The sequence below is a fragment of the Jiangella aurantiaca genome (assembly GCF_004349105.1).
GTDB lineage: Bacteria > Actinomycetota > Actinomycetes > Jiangellales > Jiangellaceae > Jiangella > Jiangella aurantiaca.
The window spans coordinates 1-14,339 of record NZ_SMLB01000051.1 but is presented as its reverse complement, the minus strand read 5'-3'; the positions used below and the strand labels follow the sequence as shown (position 1 = coordinate 14,339).

Sequence of the window (14,339 nt, the reverse complement as noted above, 5' to 3'; positions counted from 1 at the left end):
CAATAGCCGAACAACTCCAAGATCAACGGGGGGAGGGCCTGCGCCCTCGGCGTGCTCGGCGTGCGCATCAGGGATCCCTCAACCATCCGCGGGCGGCGTTGCTGGGTCGCCGTCACTTCGCGTCGGCGTAGCTGGCGGCGACGGCGAAGCTGAGGGGGAACTGCACGGGGAAGTCGCCGAACAGGAGGCGGCCGGCCTCGGCCGCGGCGGCCTGGACCTCGGCGGCGACGGCGTCGGCGAGGTCGGCCGGCGTGTGGACGACGATCTCGTCGTGCACGAAGAACACCAGGTGCGGGCGGCCGGCGAACGGGACCGGAACCGGCCCGGCGCTCGCCTCAGGCGCCGACGACACCCCGAGCGCCCACAGCCGCCGCCGGATCGAGGCCAGCCAGCACAGCGCCCACTCCGCCGCCGTGCCCTGCACGACGAAGTTGCGGGTGAACCGGCCCCACGACCGCGCGTACGACCGGGCCTTCGCGACGTCGTCGTCGCCGGCGTCGTCCTGGTAGGCGCCGGACTGCGCCTCGTGCCACGTCGCACCCGGCAGCGGGGAGCTGCGCCCGAGGTGGGTCGTGACGATCTCGCCGCGCTCGCCGGCCCGCGCGGCCTCGTCGACGAACGCCAGCGAGCGGGGAAACGCCTTCGCCAGCCGCGGCAGCACCTGGCCGCTGGAGCCGGTCGTGCCGCCATACATCGCGCCGAGCATGCCGACCTTGGCCAGCTCGCGGGTCGGCACCGCGCCGGACGCGACGATGCCCTCGTACATGTCGGCGCCCCGGCCGTCCGGCCCGCGGCCGGCCGCCGCCATGACCTCGTCACCGGCCATGGCGGCCAGCACGCGCGGCTCGAGCTGGGCGGCGTCGGCGACGACGAAGGTCCAGCCGGGGTCGGCGACGACGGCACGGCGGACGCTCTTCGGCAGCTGCAGCGCTCCCCCGCCGCTGGACGCCCACCGGCCGGTGACGACGCCGCCGACGACATACTCACTACGGAACCGGCCGTCGCGCACCCACGCGTCGAGCCAGGCCCAGCCGTTCGCGGTGAGCAGCCGGTACAGCGACTTGTACTCCAGCAACGGCTCGACGACCGGGTGGTCCAGCCGCTCCAGCTCCCATTTGCGCAGGCTGCGCGCGCCGACGCCGGCCCGCTCGATCGCCCGGAGCAGGTCGCGCGGCGAGTCGGGGTTGAGGGTCGCCGGCGCGCCCAGCGCGGCGCGGATGTGGTGCGCCAGCTCCTCCAGCCGGGCCGGACGCTCGCCCAGACGCGGGCGCGGCCCGAGCGTCTCCGTCAGCACCGCGTCGTGGACGTCGGCCAGCCACGGCAGCCCGGCGTGGAACATCTCGACCGCCGCCAGTGCGCCCGCCGACTCCGCCGCCAACAGCAGCCGCAGCCGCCCGGCCGCCGCCGACCCGGCCACGACGGCGTCCTGGAGCGCGAGCTCGGCCACCGGGTCGGGCTCCGGGACGTCGTCGGTCGGGCCGGGCGCGGGGAACAGCATCGCCGGCTCGTCGCGGACGGACGTCAGCGGCGCGGGCGGCCTGGTGTCCCACGACCCGGGCTCGGCGTCGTCCGGTTCGGGCCAGGTCGCCAGCGCCGACCGCCGCAGGATGCGGTGCGCCAGCCGCAGGTCGTACGCCCGCTCGACCCGCACCCCGGCGGCCAGCAGCGCCGGATACCACCGGTTGGTGTCGTCCCAGGTCCAGCGCGACGCGGGGTCGGCCGACGCGATGACGGAGGCCAGCTCGCCCACCGTGACCCGCCGGCCGGCCACGCGCACCGAACCGCCCGGCTCCGGGACCACGACAGGCTGCACGCCCTCATCCTCCCGCCCGGCACCGACAGCGCCGCACGCGGAGGGTCAGTGGGTGAACAGCCCGCTGTACGCGTTCAGCGCCGGCTGCCCGCCGAGGTGCGCGTAGAGGACAGTGGCGTCGCGCGGGATCTCGCCGCCGGTGACGAGGTCGATCAGCCCGGCCATCGACTTGCCCTCGTAGACCGGGTCGAGGATCACGCCCTCGAGCCGGCCGGTGAGCCGGATCGCGTCGAGCGTCGACTCCATCGGGACGCCGTACCGCTCGCCCGCCCAGCCGGGGAGGACGACGATCTCGCCGTCGCGCAGCGGCCGGGCGACGCCGATCAGCTCGGCCGTGGCCCGGGCGATGCGGGCGACCTGGTCGCGGGTCTCGTCCAGTGTCGCACTGGCGTCGATGCCGATCACCCGGCGCGGCCGCCCGCCGGCCTCCTCCAGCGCGGCGAACCCGGCGATCATGCCGGCCTGGGTGGAGCCGGTGACGGCGCAGACCACGATGGTGTCGAAGAAGACGCCCAGCTCGCGTTCCTGCGCCTCCACCTCGTACGCCCAGTTCGCGAAGCCGAGCCCGCCGAGCCGGTGGTCCGACGCTCCGGCCGGGATCGGGTACGGCCGCCCGCCGCGCGCCGTCACGTCCTCGATCGCACGGTTCCAGGACTCCTTGATCCCGATGCCGAAGCCGGCGGGGTCGAGCCGGATCTCGGCGCCCATGATGCGGCTCAGCATGATGTTGCCGACGCGGTCGTTCAGCGGGTCGGGCCAGTCGACCCAGTGCTCCTGGACGAGCACCGCCTTCAGGCCGAGCGACGCGGCGACGGCGGCCACCTGGCGGGTGTGGTTGGACTGGTAGCCGCCGATCGACACCAGCGTGTCGGCGCCCTGCGCGAGCGCGTCGGGGACGATGTACTCCAGCTTGCGGGTCTTGTTGCCGCCGTAGGCGAGGCCGGCGTTGCAGTCGTCGCGCTTGGCCCAGACCGCCGCACCGCCGAGGTGCGTCGTCAGCCGCGGCAGCGGATGGACCGGGCTCGGACCGAAGGTCAGCGAGTGCCGGGGGAAGTCGGACAGGGCCATGGTCACTCCTCGGGGGTCGGCAGGCTGTGCCAGGTGTCGAAGGCGACGGTCGCCGCCCGGTCCGCGTCGCCGGCCGCGCAGAGCCGGATCAACTCGTCGTGCCGGGCGACGGAGGCCCGCCCGCCCAAGGTGGAGAAGCGCAGCCGCTCGGCCCGCCGCAGCACGGGCGTGTACCGCTCGAGTACGGCGGCCAGCGCGCGGTTCGCGGCCACGGCGACGGGGACCGCGTGCAGCTCGTCGTCGGCCCGGATCGCCGCGTCGACGTCGCCCTGCCGGACCGCCGCGCAGAAGCGCGCGTTGGCCGACCGCATGGCGTCGAGGTCGCCCGCGGTGAGCTCGGCGACCGCCTCGCGCACCGCCACCTCGTGCAGCGCCGCGACCACGTCGCGGGCGTCGCGCAGATCGCGGACGTTTAGCGGGCTCACCGTCGTGGAGCGGCCCGGCCGGGCCACCACCAGGCCCGCCTCGGCCAGCCGCAGCAGCGCCTCGCGCACAGGAGTGCGGCTGACCCCGAGCCAGGCGGCCAGCTCGCCGTCGCGCAGCTGCTCGCCCGGGGCCAGCACGCCGCCGACGATCGCCTCGCGGAGCCGGCCGTAGACGTCGTCGCGCAGCAGTCGCCGGCCGATTGCGGGCTCACCTTCCGGTACGGGCATGCAATATATTGCACTCACTCGCCCGGTATGTGCAATGCCTCGGGACCAACGTCACCGGCCCGGCGGACCTCATCCTCTGGACCGCGGGCCGTCCGGCCGACGATCCTGGACCCAGGGGGTACACCGAGTCGAGAACGGAGACCACCATGAGCAACGCGATCGTCGTCGGCGTCGACGGGTCGCCCGACAGCGGCGCCGCCCTGGACTGGGCGGCGGCCGAGGCCGAGCTGCGCGGTGTCCCGCTACACGTCGTCTACGGTCTGTGGATGCCGATGGCGGCCGTGCCGTTCGGTCGCGCCGCCACCCTGCCGCCGTCCGACGAGCTGCGTGCCTACGCGATGGACGTTCTCGACACCGCGCGGCAACGCGCGAAGGAGACGGCGCCCGACCTCGACGTCGACACCTTCCTCATCCTGCGCCCGCCGGCCCAGGCGCTCCTCGACGCGTCCAAGGACGCCGACCTCGTGGTGGCCGGCACGCGCGGCCTGAGCACCATCGGCTCGCTGGTCCTGGGCTCGGTGAGCGGCCGGGTCGCCACGCACGCGACCTGCCCGGCGGTCGTCGTCCCGCCCGACGGGACTGCCGGTGACGGCTCCGTGGTGGTGGGCGTCGACGGCTCGGCGCACGGTGACGCATCGCTGCGGTTCGCGCTGACCGAGGCCGGCCTGCGCTCCGCGCGGGTCGTGGTGGTCGCCGCCTACCGGATGCGCGGCCACGTCGCGGTGCCGGAGCGCCAGGAGACCGAGGCCCTGGTCGCCGCCGCGGTGGACCGAGCCCGCGCGGCGACCGGCGCCACCGTCGACGTCGCCACCGTCGTCGAGCCCGGCGACCCGGCCGACGTCATCGTCGGGGCGGCCTCGGACGCCTCACTGGTCGTCGTCGGCTCGCGTGGCCGCAGCAACGTGCGCAGCATGCTGCTCGGCTCCACCAGCCGGGCCGTCCTGCACCACGCCACCTGCCCGGTCGCCGTCGTCCCGCACTGAGCGGCGCCGCCGGCGCGCTCGCCCCGTGCGCAGGCCGAGCAGGACCCCGCCGAGCACGAGGGCCAGCCCGGCGAACTGCCGGCCGGTGAGCACCTCCCCCGCGACGCCGGCGCCGAGCAGCACGCCGGTCACCGGGTTCAGCAGGCCGACCAGCCCGACGGCGCCTGCGGACAGGTGCCGCAGCCCGGCGAACCACGCGACGAACGCCAGCGCGGTGGCCACCAGCGTCGTGTACGCGAAGCCGGCCACCGCCGGCGGGTCGAGCGCGGGCGGCGCGCCCTCCACGGCGACCGCGATCGGCAGCAGCACGACCCCGCCGGCGACCAGCTGCCACGCCGTAGACGACAGCACGTCGACGCCGTCGCCCCAGCGGCGGGCAAGCACGTAGCCCAGCGACGACATCGTCATCGCCGCGAAGGAGGCGAGCACGCCGCGCACGTCCAGCGCCTGTGCGCCTGCACCGACCATGAGCGCCACCCCGGCGAGGCCGGCGCTCGCGGCGGCCAGCTGCCGCACCCGCGGGCGCTGGGCCAGCAGCGCCCAGGCCAGCAGCATCATCACCGCGGGCGAGGCGGCCATGACCGTCGCCGCGACGCTGGACGGCAGCAGCAGGGCGGCCAGGTAGATCAGGACGAAGAACGCGCCGACGTTCAGCACGCCCAGCACCAGCGACCGCAGCCACCACACGCCCCGCGGCAGCCGCCGGCAGGCCGCCAGCAGCACCATGCCGGCCGGCAGCGCCCTGATCGCCGCGCCGTAGAGCGGGTGGTCGTCGGGCAGGAACTGGTGGATGACGTAGTAGTTCGAGCCCCATGCGACCGGGGCGATCGCCGTCACCAGCACCCACCGCAAGCTAGCTTCCATGGAAGGCACTTTAGCTTCCTTGGAAGCTTTATCCTTGCGGCATGACCGCCAGCCCCGCCGACCGCGTGGCCCGCATCCAGGCCGAGTGGGCCCGTGAACGCCCCGACGTCGACGTCCGCCCCCAGGGCGTCATCGGCCGGCTGCACCGGGTGGCCGCGCTCCTGGACGCCCGGCTGGACCTCGTCTACCAGCGGCACGGCCTGAGCGCCGGCGAGTTCGACGTGCTCGCGACGCTGCGCCGGGCCGGCGCGCCGTACGAGCGCGCCCCCGGCGAGCTGGCCCGGTTCACCATGGTGACGACCGGCGCGATGACCAAACGCCTCGACCGCCTTGAACGCGGCGGCCTGGTCACCCGCCGCCACAGCCAGGCGGACGGCCGCGGCCGGGTCGTCGCGCTCACCCCTGCCGGCCAGGAGCTCATCGACCGCGCGTTCACCGAGCACATGCGCAACGAGCGCCGCCTGGTCGACGAGCTCGGCGCCGAGGCGGCGGACCGGCTCGAGGAGCTGCTCACCGTCTGGCTGGCGACCCTAGAACCGCCCGAGTAGCGGCCGGCGCCACTCCCGCGCCGGGTGTGCTTTGGCGGCCGCCGGGTAGTGGATCGGGAGTAGCCGACGTCTGGGAGGACGGGATGGCGCTCATCCAGGAACCGCCCGTTGCGGACTACGACGACGTGACCGTCATGCGGCTGCCACGGCTGATCAAGGGTCTCGACGAGGCCGGCCTGGCGACCGCGCTGAAGTACGAGGCCGCACACGCCGACCGCCCGGTCGTCAAGCGCATGCTGACGCTGCGCATGATGCAGCTCGCGGCCGCGCGACGGACGCCATGAGCGCGTCCCCGCCGGGCGGTCAGCCCTCCTCGCGACCGGACGCGTCGAGCTCCCAGAAGGTGCTCGTGGTGCCGTCGGCCTCGGCCTCGCGGTAGCGGAACCGCAGGTCGTATCGGTCGAAGGACTCGAACCAGCGATCCCACGACACCTCGTCAGACGCGGCGCCCGAGCCGGGCAGCGCCAGCTGCAGCGTGCCGGGCGACACCGTGGTGCCCGGCACGTCAGCGGTGCCGGCCGGCACGGCGCCCCGCGACTCCGCCCAGCGCCGGATCACCTCGTGGTCCCGCGTCACCAGGGTCTGACCCGGCTGGTCGGCGTGCTCCTCCGGGTCACTGACGGCCTTGTGCGTCGGGTCGGTCATGTCGCGCTCCTTCCGGCAGATCGTCAACTGCTCGAGCTCTCCGGTCACACGCCGCCGGTGCTGCCGGCCGTCACCAGGCGGCGGATGTCGTCGGGCAGCGTCTCGGCCACCTTCTGGGCGACGCCGCCCTCGGTGGCCTCGTCCACCACCTCGAAGACGACGCGCGCCCGGTAGGCCGCGACCGGTTCGTCGGTGGTCGACCGCGAGGCGACCCGGGCGACGAACTCGTCCGCGTCGAACCGCTCGGCCGGCGCGTCGGTCGCGCCGTAGGGCAGCGTGCGGCGCAGGTGCTCGCCGATCTCGATGGGCAACTGGGCCGCGAGGTTGGCGGCCAGGCCGCCGGGGATCCGCTCCCCGAGGGTCTCCAGCGTCGCGCGGGTGGCCCGCTCGGCGTCGCCGCGCGAGGCCAGCTGAGCGCGCTCCTGGATCGTCGCGATGAACTCGTCGTGCTGCATGGTTCGCTCCTCTCGGTTTCGCGGTGGGCCACGCCCCGTACGCGGTTACGCCGTGCGCCAGCGGGTACCGGACGAGGCATGAATCATCATCACGAGGAACACCACGGCGGGTACGAGGACCCGGCGCAACGGCCGACGTCGAAGGAGGGGCCGACGGGGTTCGACCACCCGAGCGAGCCCCGCGGGCGGTGGCCGCGGGGAACCCTGTTCGCCGCGGTGGTCGTGGTGCTGCTGTGCGGGCTGCTGATCCTCGCGATCGCCGGCCTGATCGCCACCCGCTGAGCACCGCCGGCCGCCGCGCGCCGCCGGACCGGGACGACCGGCCCGGCCTCAGCCGCGCGGCCGGTACTCGTCCGGTGGCGTGCCGAGGTCCATCCCGCCATCGCCGCCACGGCCCGTCGGCGACTCGGGCTCGGGCCCGCTCTGCGGGCCGCCGGGCGTCTCGTCGGCGAAAGTCGTCGACGTGTGCTCGTCGGCGAAGTCCGCATCCTCGTCCGGCGGATCGGGCCGGTCGGTCTCGACGGGATCCTGCCGGTCGTCCTCGCGGTTCATCGGTTCCTCCCGGACCGAACTCGGCGTCAGCTCCGGGCCTGCCGGGTCTGCCGCCGGTTCTCCTTGTCGATCGCCTCGACCAGCTGGTCCTTGGTCATCCTGGACCGGCCATCCACGCCGAGCTTCTTGGCCGTCGCGTACAGGTCGCTCTTCGACGCGTTGGCATCGACGCCGCCCGCGGACTTGCGCGGGCGGTTGCGCGCCGCCGGGGTGCGGCGGCTGGCCTGCGGGTCCGACGGCCCCTTGCCGTCCTTGGGCTCCCAGTGGTCGCCCACCTTCTGGAACTGGTGCTTCAGCGCCGAGAACGCGGTGCGGTGAGCGCGCTCGCCCTCGCCGTACGTCTCGACCGCCGAGTCGTGGGCCTCGCCCCAGATCTCCTGGGCCCGCTTCGGCGAGCGCCGGATGGTCGACGGCATGTCCTGCTTCGCAGGCATGATCGTGACACCTCCGTCTCCTGGCCGGGATTCGGTGTACACCCGGCCGGTACCCAGGACGGCGCCGTTTCACGCGACGGTGTCGGCTCGCCCTTCCCCGGGTACTGGCGGGGCAGGAACGGACCACGGGAGGTCGCCATGCCCAGCAAGTCGGCGAACGTCAAGAACGAGAAGCAGTACGAGGCCCTGAAGGACAAGGGCATGTCGAAGGAGCGGGCGGCGCGCATCGCCAACTCCCCCGGCGCGTCGAAGCGCGGTGGGAAGAAGAGCGGCTCGGGCGGCGACAGCTCGCAGGGTGGCACCACCGCCCAGAAGAAGAAGGCCGGCCGCAAGGGCGGCAAGGCGGCGGCGCGCAAGAGTTGAGTGGCAGCCGACCGCGAGGTCTGACGTCAGTCCCGGATGTGGAGGTGCTCACAGCTCCGGTGCCGGGCCCGTGGCCAGGACGTCAGCGGCCCGGCGCGGGCTGCAAGGTGCCGAGCTTCGCCCGGAGCTGCCGCATGATGCGGGCCAGTAGACGCGACACCTGCATCTGCGTGACGCCGAGCTCGTCGCCGATCTCCTCCTGGGTGCGGCCACGGAAGAACCGCAGGTAGAGGATCCGGCGGTCGCGCCGGTCCAGATCGCGGCAGGCGCGCTCGAGCGCGACCACGGCCTCGGCCCGCTCGAAGCCGGAGTCCTCCTCGCCGAGAGTGTCGGCCAGCGAGGTCTCCTCGCCGTCGGCGCCGCGGTAGTCGATCGAGGCCGGGCTGAAGCACTCGTGCGACGCGCCGGCCTCGCGCACGTCGTCGATTTCGACGCCCAGGCGGTCCGCGACGTCGGCGGGCGTGGGCGTCGCGCCCTGCTCCTGCGCCAGCTCGGCCGTCGCCACCGACACCTCCGCCTGCAGCTCCTGCACCCGGCGCGGCGGCCGTACCGCCCAGCCGTGGTCGCGGAAGTGGCGCTTGATCTCGCCGGAGATCGTGGGAACGGCGAACGAGACGAAGTCCTTGCCCCGGGCGGGGTCGAACCGGGTCGCCGCGTTGACCAGGCCGAGGTTGGCCACCTGGAGCACGTCGTCGCTGTCCAGGCCGCGCCGGTAGTAGCGCCGGGCGATGGCCTCGGCCAGTCCGAGGTGGAGCACCACCACCTCGTCGATGAGCCGGCGGCGTTCGGCGCCGCGCGCGTCCGCGGCGCGGCGGTACAGGTCACGGGTCCGCCGTTCACGTGCCCTGTGCTGGCGTTCGTACGGATGGTCGTCGAGCACCGTGTTGACGTGAGTCACGGCCTTCACCTCCAGATCGGAGGGGCAGTGGCGATTGCTTGACCACGTCTCTCCACCGAAGCACGTCATCGACTCGTTATCAACCGCCGCCCGCGGACGAGTGGCTCGGGCGCTTGGGGGTACGAAAGTCCTGTCGCCAGTCAGAGAGGGGGATCGATCGTGTCCGATCCGGTCGCGGAGCTCAACCAGCTGCTGTACACCGCTACGCCCGCCGAGCGCCGCGCGATCCTGCGGGCGGCCCTGCCGTTCGTCGCCCGCTGGCTGGTCGAATCGGTCGACTCGTCCACCGAGGAGAACGACCCGGAGTGGCCGCTGACGGTGTCCGCTGACCTGCTCGTGCCGCTGGACGCGGCCGTCCGCCGGGTACAGACCGGTTCGCCGCGAGTGCCGCGGCAGGATTGTCACGCACCGACCGCCCCGGCGTGACGCCGGCGCGCGCCGCCGGGCCGGTCCGGCGCGCGACGTCGCCCGGACTCTCCCGCGTTGATCTTGGAGTTGTTCGGCCATTGCGGGGCGAAATGTCCGGTAGATGGCCGAACAACTCCAAGATCGACATCAGGTGGGCCGCGTGTCCCGGCGCGCGGCAGTCCGTTTGCCTTCGAGCGCGCTCACACCCCTAGCGTCGCCACCATGAACGACACCTTCACGTGGATCATCACCGGCGCGTCGCGCGGGTTCGGCCGCGCCATCGCAGAGCGAGCGCTGGAGCAGGGCGACGCCGTCATGGCGGCGGTGCGCAACCCCCAGACGATGACCGACCTCGCGGAGCGGTACCCGGAGACGCTCGCCCCGTGGCCGTTCGACGCTCGCGACAGCGAGCTGGCGCGGCCGCTCGTGCGGGCGGCGGCGGACCGCTTCGGACGGGTCGACGCGCTGGTCAACAACGCCGGACGGGGGCTCGTCGGCGCCGCCGAGGAGATCGGCGAGGCGGAGCTGCGCGAGGCGATGGACCTGCACTTCTTCGTCCCGGCGGCACTCGTGCGCGCCGTCCTGCCGGTCATGCGTGCCCAGGGCGGCGGGACGATCGTGCAGATGAGCAGCCAGGGCGGCCGGATGTCCTTCCCGGGCGTCGGCGGGTACTCGGCGGGCAAGTTCGCCCTCGAGGGCTGGTCCGAGGCGCTCGCCGGCGAGGTCGCGCCGTTCGGCGTCCGGGTCATGATCGTCGAGCCGAGCCGGTTCCGGACCGGTTTCCACGGCCCCGACGCACTGGCCGTGGCCGACGCCGGCCCGGTCTATCGCGGCGTGCTCGCGGCGGTGCGCGCCGACATGACCGGGGCCGACGGCCTCCAGGAGGGCGACCCGGTGCGAGCCGCCGGCGTCATCGTCGACCTGGTGCACCGCGACGAGGCGCCGCCGCTACGGCTGCCGCTGGGCGCTGAGGCCGTCGAGCGGATCAGCGCCTCCTACACCGCCAACCTCGACGCGGTGCGGCGCTGGGCCGACACCGCGCGCGCGGCCGACTTCCCCGACGCGCCGCCGTCGTCGCGGCCGATCGCCCCCTTGGCGGGGCCGGCCTGATGGCCGTCGAGGACGGTCCACACCGGCGACGAGGCCGGCGACGACGGCTGGGGCCCGTCGCCGGCGGCGCTCACCGGCCTGGAGCTCTCGCTGTTCCCCGTCGCGCACCCTTACGCGCCGCGACATCTACCCCAGCGACACCGGCCGACCGGCGCGCTCACACCTGGGGAGTGATGAGTGCGCGGCATCGGGTAAGTGCTAGTCGCTGTTGTCGTGGTTCAAGAACGTGCCACACCTCCCTATCCCCAAGGAGGCGTGCGCATGTCCAGCCGGATCGATCACCGCTCCACCGCCGCCCGCGAGCACGACGAGCACACCAACGACCTACTCCGGGCGGCGGCACGCGCGCAGGGCCCGGAGCGTCAGCGGCTGCTCGACGAGGTCGTCCTGGACAACCTGGGACTGGCCGACGCCATCAGCCGGCGGTACGCCGGCCGGGGCGTCGAGCTCGACGAGCTCAACCAGGTCGCCTGCCTGGGACTGGTCGCCGCCGCCCGGCGGTTCGACCCCGCCCGCGGGAGCGACTTCGTGTCGTTCGCGGTGCCCACCATCCTCGGCGAGGTCAAGCGCTACTTCCGCGACCACCTGTGGTCGCTCCGGCCGCCGCGCCGGATCCAGGAGATGCACAGCGCGATGACGGTGGCGACGGAGGAGCTCAGCCAGGCGCGCGGAGCGACGCCGACGGCGGCCGACCTCGCCCACGAGCTCGGCACCGAGCTGGACGACGTCTGGGAGGCCGAACGGGCCGCGGAGTGCTTCAGCACGATCTCGATCGACCAGCGCCAGCACGACGCGCACGAGGAGGGGCCGGCGCTGCATGAGGCGCTCGGCATGCCGGAGGCCGGCTACGACGCCGCCGAGGCCACCGTCGTCCTGGCCGCGGCGTGCCGTGCCCTCCCCGCCCGCGACGCCCGCATCCTGTATCTGCGCTTCTTCCGCGGCTGGACCCAGCAGGAGATCGGCAACGATATCGGCGTCACCCAGATGCAAGTCTCGCGGCTGCTGCTGCGGATCCTCCGCCGCCTTCGCCAGGAGATTGGATCCATCGACTCCGAGCCCGGCACCGGACCGCGTTTGTCGTCCCAGCGGCATGGGTACCCGCCGGACCATGTGCGCGATGGAACCGCAGCCACCGGCGCCGAGCGGCGCCGCAGCCGAGCGGCTGCTCGGTGACGGGCAGCGGCCGGCCGGTCGCGGCGGGCGGGACGGTCTGGTGGCCGGCCTGCTCGACCTCGTCCAGGTGTCCTTCCACACCGACGACCTGCCCGACGTGCTGCGCTCGGTCGCCCACATCTGCGCCGCGGCGCTCGGCGACGAGGCCGCCGTCAGCGTGACCCATGGCCCACCGCCCGAGCCCGGGACCGTCGCCACCTCATCCAAGCTGGCCCAGACCATCGACGGCGCCCAGGCGCTCGCGACGGAAGGGCCGAGCCAGACCGCGTGGGCCGGTCTGCGCACCGTCGCCAGCGCCGACCTCGCCGCCGACCCGCGCTGGCCGGCGCTGCGCCCGCTGGTCGCCGGCCTCCCGCTGCGGGCCGCCGTCGCGGCCCCGTTGACGGCTGGCGCGCACCCGGCCGGCGCGCTCAACGTCTACCTGGCCGCCGAGTCCCTCGGCGACGACACCGTGGCTCGTATCGAGACCCTCGCGGCCGCGGTGTCGGCCGTGCTGCACGAGCTGGAGCTGCGGCACGAGCTGCGGACCCGCGTGGCCAACCTGGAACGGGCCCTCCTGACGAGGCCGGCCATCGACATGGCGAAGGGCATCATCATGGGCCTGCGCCGCTGCGGACCTGACGAGGCGTTCCAAGCGATGGTCCGGGCCAGCAAGAACGGCAACGTCAAGGTCCGCGACCTCGCCGCCCGCATCGTCGCCGATGCGGCCGCCGGCCGGCCGCTGTCGCTGGAATGAGCGTCACTTGGCCGTGAGCCCCGAAAACGACGCGGGCCGGGAGCCTACCGAGGACGTCGAGGCCGTGCTCGCCGCCGCCGGCCTGGCGCGGGCCTTCGCCGACTACGCCGAACGGCACCACGTCCGGCCCGGTGAGCTGCGCCACGCGTTGAGCGCCTGGCTCACCGAGCTGATCGACGAGGCCGAGCGGCCCGATCCGGAGGAGCCGGAGACCTGATCGGCCGCTACGCCGACGAGCGGTCCACGAGCTTGGCGAAGGTGCTGTCGCCGCCGCCCGACCGCTCGGTCTGGTAGAGCAGCGCCAGCCCGCGATCGTCGAAGGTGGCGAACCAGTCGTCCCAGCTGACGTGCTCGAGATCGTCTTCCCCGGCGCCGCCGGGGAAGTCGATGCGCAGCACGCCGCCACCGCCGGACGTGGTGCCGCGCACCAGCGCCGGATGGCCGTCGTGCTCCTCGACCCAGCGGCGGATCTCGTCGTGGTCGGTGGTGGTTCTGGTCTGCGATGCCATGGCGGTACCTCCTCGAGAGCTCTGTGGTCTCACCCGGGCCGGATACCCATGGGCACCCGCTCCATGCGAGGGACCGCGGGCCCGTGGTCAGCTCGTCCGGCCGGACAGGGCGTCGCGGACCCGGTCGACCAGCCCGGCACCCGGCGCCAGGATCTTGTTCCACGGCGGCCGGTCGGGCGCGGACGGATGCGGCCGGGTCGGCGCCAGGCGCTTCGCGCGCTCCACCTGCTCGCCCAGCCGCGTCAGTTCCTCCGTCGGGCAGGCGGCGGCCAGTCGCGGCAGCGCGTCGCTCTCCTCCTCGCCGATGTGGTGCCGGATCTCGGCGATCAGCTGTTCCAGCTTCGGCCGGAAGTCGGCGTCGGCGGCGTCCAGGGCCTCCAGCTCCTTCATGGTCCGCTCGGCCTCGGCGTGCTCCTCGATCTCGCGGTCGGCCAGCTCGTCGCCGTCGTCGAGGTGCTCGCGCAGGGCCGGATAGAGGTACTCCTCCTCGGCGACGGAATGCCGGACCAGCTCGGCGATCACCCGGTCCGTGGCGCGGCGCAGCTCCGCCGGGTCGACGGCGGTCTCCGCCTCCCGGAACAGCTCCTCCACCTCCCGGTGGTCCTCGACGATGACGTCCACGACGGTGCGTGCGGCGTCGGACATGGCTTCCTCCCCGGCTGGCGACGGCTCACGGTTCCGGTTCGCTACCCCGAGCGCGGCGGCCGAAACCGCCTGGTCCGCGGTCAGCCGGCGGTCAGACGGCGCCGGGCGGCGTGCCCGCAGTGGCCGGCGTACTCCTCGACCCGGTGCACCTCGGCTCCCGGACCCTCCCGTTGATCTTGGAGTTGTTCGGCCATCTATCGGACATTTCACCCCGCATTGGCCGAACAACTCCAAGATCAACGCCGGGGCCCGAGATCGTCCCGCCGGTGACGGGGTGACCCGTCACCAGTCGTGCACGGTCCCGTCGGCGAGGCGGTTGTAGGGCAGGTAGGCCTGGACGTAGGGGTACTTCCCGGCCTCGTCGACGTCGAGGGTGACGCCGAGGCCGGGCTGGTCGCCGGGGTGGAGGAAGCCGTCGGTCCAGGTGAAGGTCTGCTGGAAGACCTGGTCGGTCTTCGCGCCGTGCTTCATGTACTCCTGGA

At 73.8% G+C, this 14,339-nt stretch carries 21 protein-coding genes and 1 pseudogene; 10 read left to right on the top strand and 12 right to left on the bottom strand.

Annotated elements, in window-relative coordinates:
- Positions 1–112: 112 nt before the first annotated feature.
- Genes E1262_RS25145 through E1262_RS25135 form a run of 3 tightly spaced genes read right to left on the bottom strand, consistent with a single transcriptional unit; the run spans position 113 to position 3,534 of the window.
- Positions 113–1,813, bottom strand: a complete 1,701-nt coding sequence (locus E1262_RS25145; RefSeq protein WP_132106807.1) for a bifunctional 3'-5' exonuclease/DNA polymerase — start codon at positions 1,811–1,813, stop codon at positions 113–115.
- A 45-nt stretch (positions 1,814–1,858) separates the two neighbouring features.
- Positions 1,859–2,881 (bottom strand): 1-aminocyclopropane-1-carboxylate deaminase, encoded by a 1,023-nt coding sequence (locus E1262_RS25140; RefSeq protein ID WP_132106805.1) that lies wholly within the window; start codon positions 2,879–2,881, stop codon positions 1,859–1,861.
- 2 nt (positions 2,882–2,883) lie between these two features.
- Complete coding sequence (locus tag E1262_RS25135; RefSeq protein WP_132106803.1) at positions 2,884–3,534, bottom strand: GntR family transcriptional regulator; 651 nt, start codon at positions 3,532–3,534, stop codon at positions 2,884–2,886.
- Between the two features lie 146 nt (positions 3,535–3,680).
- On the opposite strand from E1262_RS25135, the gene E1262_RS25130 reads away from it, so the two are divergent.
- On the top strand, positions 3,681–4,517 hold the full coding sequence (locus tag E1262_RS25130; protein WP_132106801.1) for a universal stress protein: 837 nt from the start codon (positions 3,681–3,683) through the stop codon (positions 4,515–4,517).
- Here the strand turns inward: E1262_RS25130 and E1262_RS25125 are convergent.
- A complete protein-coding gene (locus E1262_RS25125) occupies positions 4,401–5,381 on the bottom strand; it encodes an EamA family transporter (RefSeq protein WP_203454402.1) in 981 nt (326 codons plus the stop codon). The genes E1262_RS25130 and E1262_RS25125 overlap by 117 nt on opposite strands.
- Before the next feature lie 41 nt (positions 5,382–5,422).
- On the opposite strand from E1262_RS25125, the gene E1262_RS25120 reads away from it, so the two are divergent.
- Together E1262_RS25120 and E1262_RS25115 are read left to right on the top strand one after the other, a co-directional pair.
- Positions 5,423–5,929, top strand: a complete 507-nt coding sequence (locus E1262_RS25120) for a MarR family winged helix-turn-helix transcriptional regulator (protein ID WP_132106800.1) — start codon at positions 5,423–5,425, stop codon at positions 5,927–5,929.
- An 83-nt stretch (positions 5,930–6,012) separates the two neighbouring features.
- Complete coding sequence (locus tag E1262_RS25115; RefSeq protein ID WP_132106798.1) at positions 6,013–6,213, top strand: hypothetical protein; 201 nt, start codon at positions 6,013–6,015, stop codon at positions 6,211–6,213.
- Positions 6,214–6,232: 19 nt separating this feature from the next.
- On the opposite strand, the gene E1262_RS25110 is transcribed toward E1262_RS25115, so the two are convergent.
- Together E1262_RS25110 and E1262_RS25105 are read right to left on the bottom strand one after the other, a co-directional pair.
- The gene (locus E1262_RS25110) at positions 6,233–6,574 is read right to left on the bottom strand and encodes a hypothetical protein (protein ID WP_132106796.1); all 342 of its coding nucleotides are present in this window, start codon (positions 6,572–6,574) and stop codon (positions 6,233–6,235) included.
- A 44-nt stretch (positions 6,575–6,618) separates the two neighbouring features.
- Entirely contained in the window at positions 6,619–7,029 is a 411-nt protein-coding gene (locus tag E1262_RS25105) for a DUF2267 domain-containing protein (protein ID WP_132106794.1), read from the bottom strand.
- Positions 7,030–7,107: 78 nt separating this feature from the next.
- On the opposite strand from E1262_RS25105, the gene E1262_RS25100 reads away from it, so the two are divergent.
- Positions 7,108–7,311 (top strand): hypothetical protein, encoded by a 204-nt coding sequence (locus E1262_RS25100; protein WP_132106792.1) that lies wholly within the window; start codon positions 7,108–7,110, stop codon positions 7,309–7,311.
- A 48-nt stretch (positions 7,312–7,359) separates the two neighbouring features.
- Here E1262_RS25100 and E1262_RS25095 read toward each other — a convergent pair whose 3' ends face one another.
- Together E1262_RS25095 and E1262_RS25090 are read right to left on the bottom strand one after the other, a co-directional pair.
- Positions 7,360–7,581: a hypothetical protein gene (locus E1262_RS25095; protein ID WP_132106789.1), complete on the bottom strand. Its 222-nt coding sequence runs from the start codon at positions 7,579–7,581 to the stop codon at positions 7,360–7,362.
- 26 nt (positions 7,582–7,607) lie between these two features.
- Complete coding sequence (locus E1262_RS25090) at positions 7,608–8,015, bottom strand: ChaB family protein (RefSeq protein ID WP_132106787.1); 408 nt, start codon at positions 8,013–8,015, stop codon at positions 7,608–7,610.
- A gap of 138 nt (positions 8,016–8,153) precedes the next feature.
- On the opposite strand from E1262_RS25090, the gene E1262_RS25085 reads away from it, so the two are divergent.
- Positions 8,154–8,378, top strand: a complete 225-nt coding sequence (locus E1262_RS25085; RefSeq protein WP_132106785.1) for a DUF7218 family protein — start codon at positions 8,154–8,156, stop codon at positions 8,376–8,378.
- 82 nt (positions 8,379–8,460) lie between these two features.
- Here E1262_RS25085 and E1262_RS25080 read toward each other — a convergent pair whose 3' ends face one another.
- Positions 8,461–9,276 (bottom strand): SigB/SigF/SigG family RNA polymerase sigma factor, encoded by an 816-nt coding sequence (locus E1262_RS25080; RefSeq protein WP_203454401.1) that lies wholly within the window; start codon positions 9,274–9,276, stop codon positions 8,461–8,463.
- Positions 9,277–9,435: 159 nt separating this feature from the next.
- Between E1262_RS25080 and E1262_RS25075 the strand changes: the two genes are divergently transcribed.
- From E1262_RS25075 to E1262_RS25055, 5 genes are all read left to right on the top strand, one after another.
- Complete coding sequence (locus E1262_RS25075) at positions 9,436–9,702, top strand: hypothetical protein (protein ID WP_132106781.1); 267 nt, start codon at positions 9,436–9,438, stop codon at positions 9,700–9,702.
- Positions 9,703–9,906: 204 nt separating this feature from the next.
- On the top strand, positions 9,907–10,794 hold the full coding sequence (locus tag E1262_RS25070) for an SDR family NAD(P)-dependent oxidoreductase (RefSeq protein WP_132106780.1): 888 nt from the start codon (positions 9,907–9,909) through the stop codon (positions 10,792–10,794).
- A 261-nt stretch (positions 10,795–11,055) separates the two neighbouring features.
- Complete coding sequence (locus tag E1262_RS25065; protein WP_203454400.1) at positions 11,056–11,967, top strand: sigma-70 family RNA polymerase sigma factor; 912 nt, start codon at positions 11,056–11,058, stop codon at positions 11,965–11,967.
- On the top strand, positions 11,912–12,703 hold the full coding sequence (locus E1262_RS25060) for an ANTAR domain-containing protein (protein WP_132106778.1): 792 nt from the start codon (positions 11,912–11,914) through the stop codon (positions 12,701–12,703). The genes E1262_RS25065 and E1262_RS25060 overlap by 56 nt, the downstream gene beginning before the upstream one ends.
- Positions 12,704–12,716: 13 nt before the next feature.
- The gene (locus E1262_RS25055) at positions 12,717–12,920 is read left to right on the top strand and encodes a hypothetical protein (protein ID WP_132106776.1); all 204 of its coding nucleotides are present in this window, start codon (positions 12,717–12,719) and stop codon (positions 12,918–12,920) included.
- A 7-nt stretch (positions 12,921–12,927) separates the two neighbouring features.
- Here E1262_RS25055 and E1262_RS25050 read toward each other — a convergent pair whose 3' ends face one another.
- The 3 genes and pseudogenes from E1262_RS25050 to E1262_RS25040 all read right to left on the bottom strand — a co-directional run.
- A complete protein-coding gene (locus tag E1262_RS25050; RefSeq protein ID WP_132106774.1) occupies positions 12,928–13,212 on the bottom strand; it encodes a hypothetical protein in 285 nt (94 codons plus the stop codon).
- Between the two features lie 87 nt (positions 13,213–13,299).
- Complete coding sequence (locus tag E1262_RS25045) at positions 13,300–13,857, bottom strand: hemerythrin domain-containing protein (protein WP_132106772.1); 558 nt, start codon at positions 13,855–13,857, stop codon at positions 13,300–13,302.
- Positions 13,858–14,139: 282 nt separating this feature from the next.
- Positions 14,140–14,339: pseudogene (locus E1262_RS25040) on the bottom strand (bifunctional D-altronate/D-mannonate dehydratase); the annotation flags it as partial.

Excerpts from the sequence above, each read along its gene's own strand:
- E1262_RS25140 (WP_132106805.1), bottom strand. The coding sequence starts at position 2,881 with ATGGCCCTGTCCGACTTCCCCCGGCACTCGCTGACCTTCGGTCCGAGC.
- E1262_RS25135 (WP_132106803.1), bottom strand. The coding sequence starts at position 3,534 with ATGCCCGTACCGGAAGGTGAGCCCGCAATCGGCCGGCGACTGCTGCGC.
- E1262_RS25130 (WP_132106801.1), top strand. The coding sequence starts at position 3,681 with ATGAGCAACGCGATCGTCGTCGGCGTCGACGGGTCGCCCGACAGCGGC.
- E1262_RS25125 (WP_203454402.1), bottom strand. The coding sequence starts at position 5,381 with ATGGAAGCTAGCTTGCGGTGGGTGCTGGTGACGGCGATCGCCCCGGTC.
- E1262_RS25120 (WP_132106800.1), top strand. The coding sequence starts at position 5,423 with ATGACCGCCAGCCCCGCCGACCGCGTGGCCCGCATCCAGGCCGAGTGG.
- E1262_RS25115 (WP_132106798.1), top strand. The coding sequence starts at position 6,013 with ATGGCGCTCATCCAGGAACCGCCCGTTGCGGACTACGACGACGTGACC.
- E1262_RS25110 (WP_132106796.1), bottom strand. The coding sequence starts at position 6,574 with ATGACCGACCCGACGCACAAGGCCGTCAGTGACCCGGAGGAGCACGCC.
- E1262_RS25105 (WP_132106794.1), bottom strand. The coding sequence starts at position 7,029 with ATGCAGCACGACGAGTTCATCGCGACGATCCAGGAGCGCGCTCAGCTG.
- E1262_RS25100 (WP_132106792.1), top strand. The coding sequence starts at position 7,108 with ATGAATCATCATCACGAGGAACACCACGGCGGGTACGAGGACCCGGCG.
- E1262_RS25095 (WP_132106789.1), bottom strand. The coding sequence starts at position 7,581 with ATGAACCGCGAGGACGACCGGCAGGATCCCGTCGAGACCGACCGGCCC.
- E1262_RS25090 (WP_132106787.1), bottom strand. The coding sequence starts at position 8,015 with ATGCCTGCGAAGCAGGACATGCCGTCGACCATCCGGCGCTCGCCGAAG.
- E1262_RS25085 (WP_132106785.1), top strand. The coding sequence starts at position 8,154 with ATGCCCAGCAAGTCGGCGAACGTCAAGAACGAGAAGCAGTACGAGGCC.
- E1262_RS25070 (WP_132106780.1), top strand. The coding sequence starts at position 9,907 with ATGAACGACACCTTCACGTGGATCATCACCGGCGCGTCGCGCGGGTTC.
- E1262_RS25065 (WP_203454400.1), top strand. The coding sequence starts at position 11,056 with ATGTCCAGCCGGATCGATCACCGCTCCACCGCCGCCCGCGAGCACGAC.
- E1262_RS25060 (WP_132106778.1), top strand. The coding sequence starts at position 11,912 with ATGGAACCGCAGCCACCGGCGCCGAGCGGCGCCGCAGCCGAGCGGCTG.
- E1262_RS25050 (WP_132106774.1), bottom strand. The coding sequence starts at position 13,212 with ATGGCATCGCAGACCAGAACCACCACCGACCACGACGAGATCCGCCGC.
- E1262_RS25045 (WP_132106772.1), bottom strand. The coding sequence starts at position 13,857 with ATGTCCGACGCCGCACGCACCGTCGTGGACGTCATCGTCGAGGACCAC.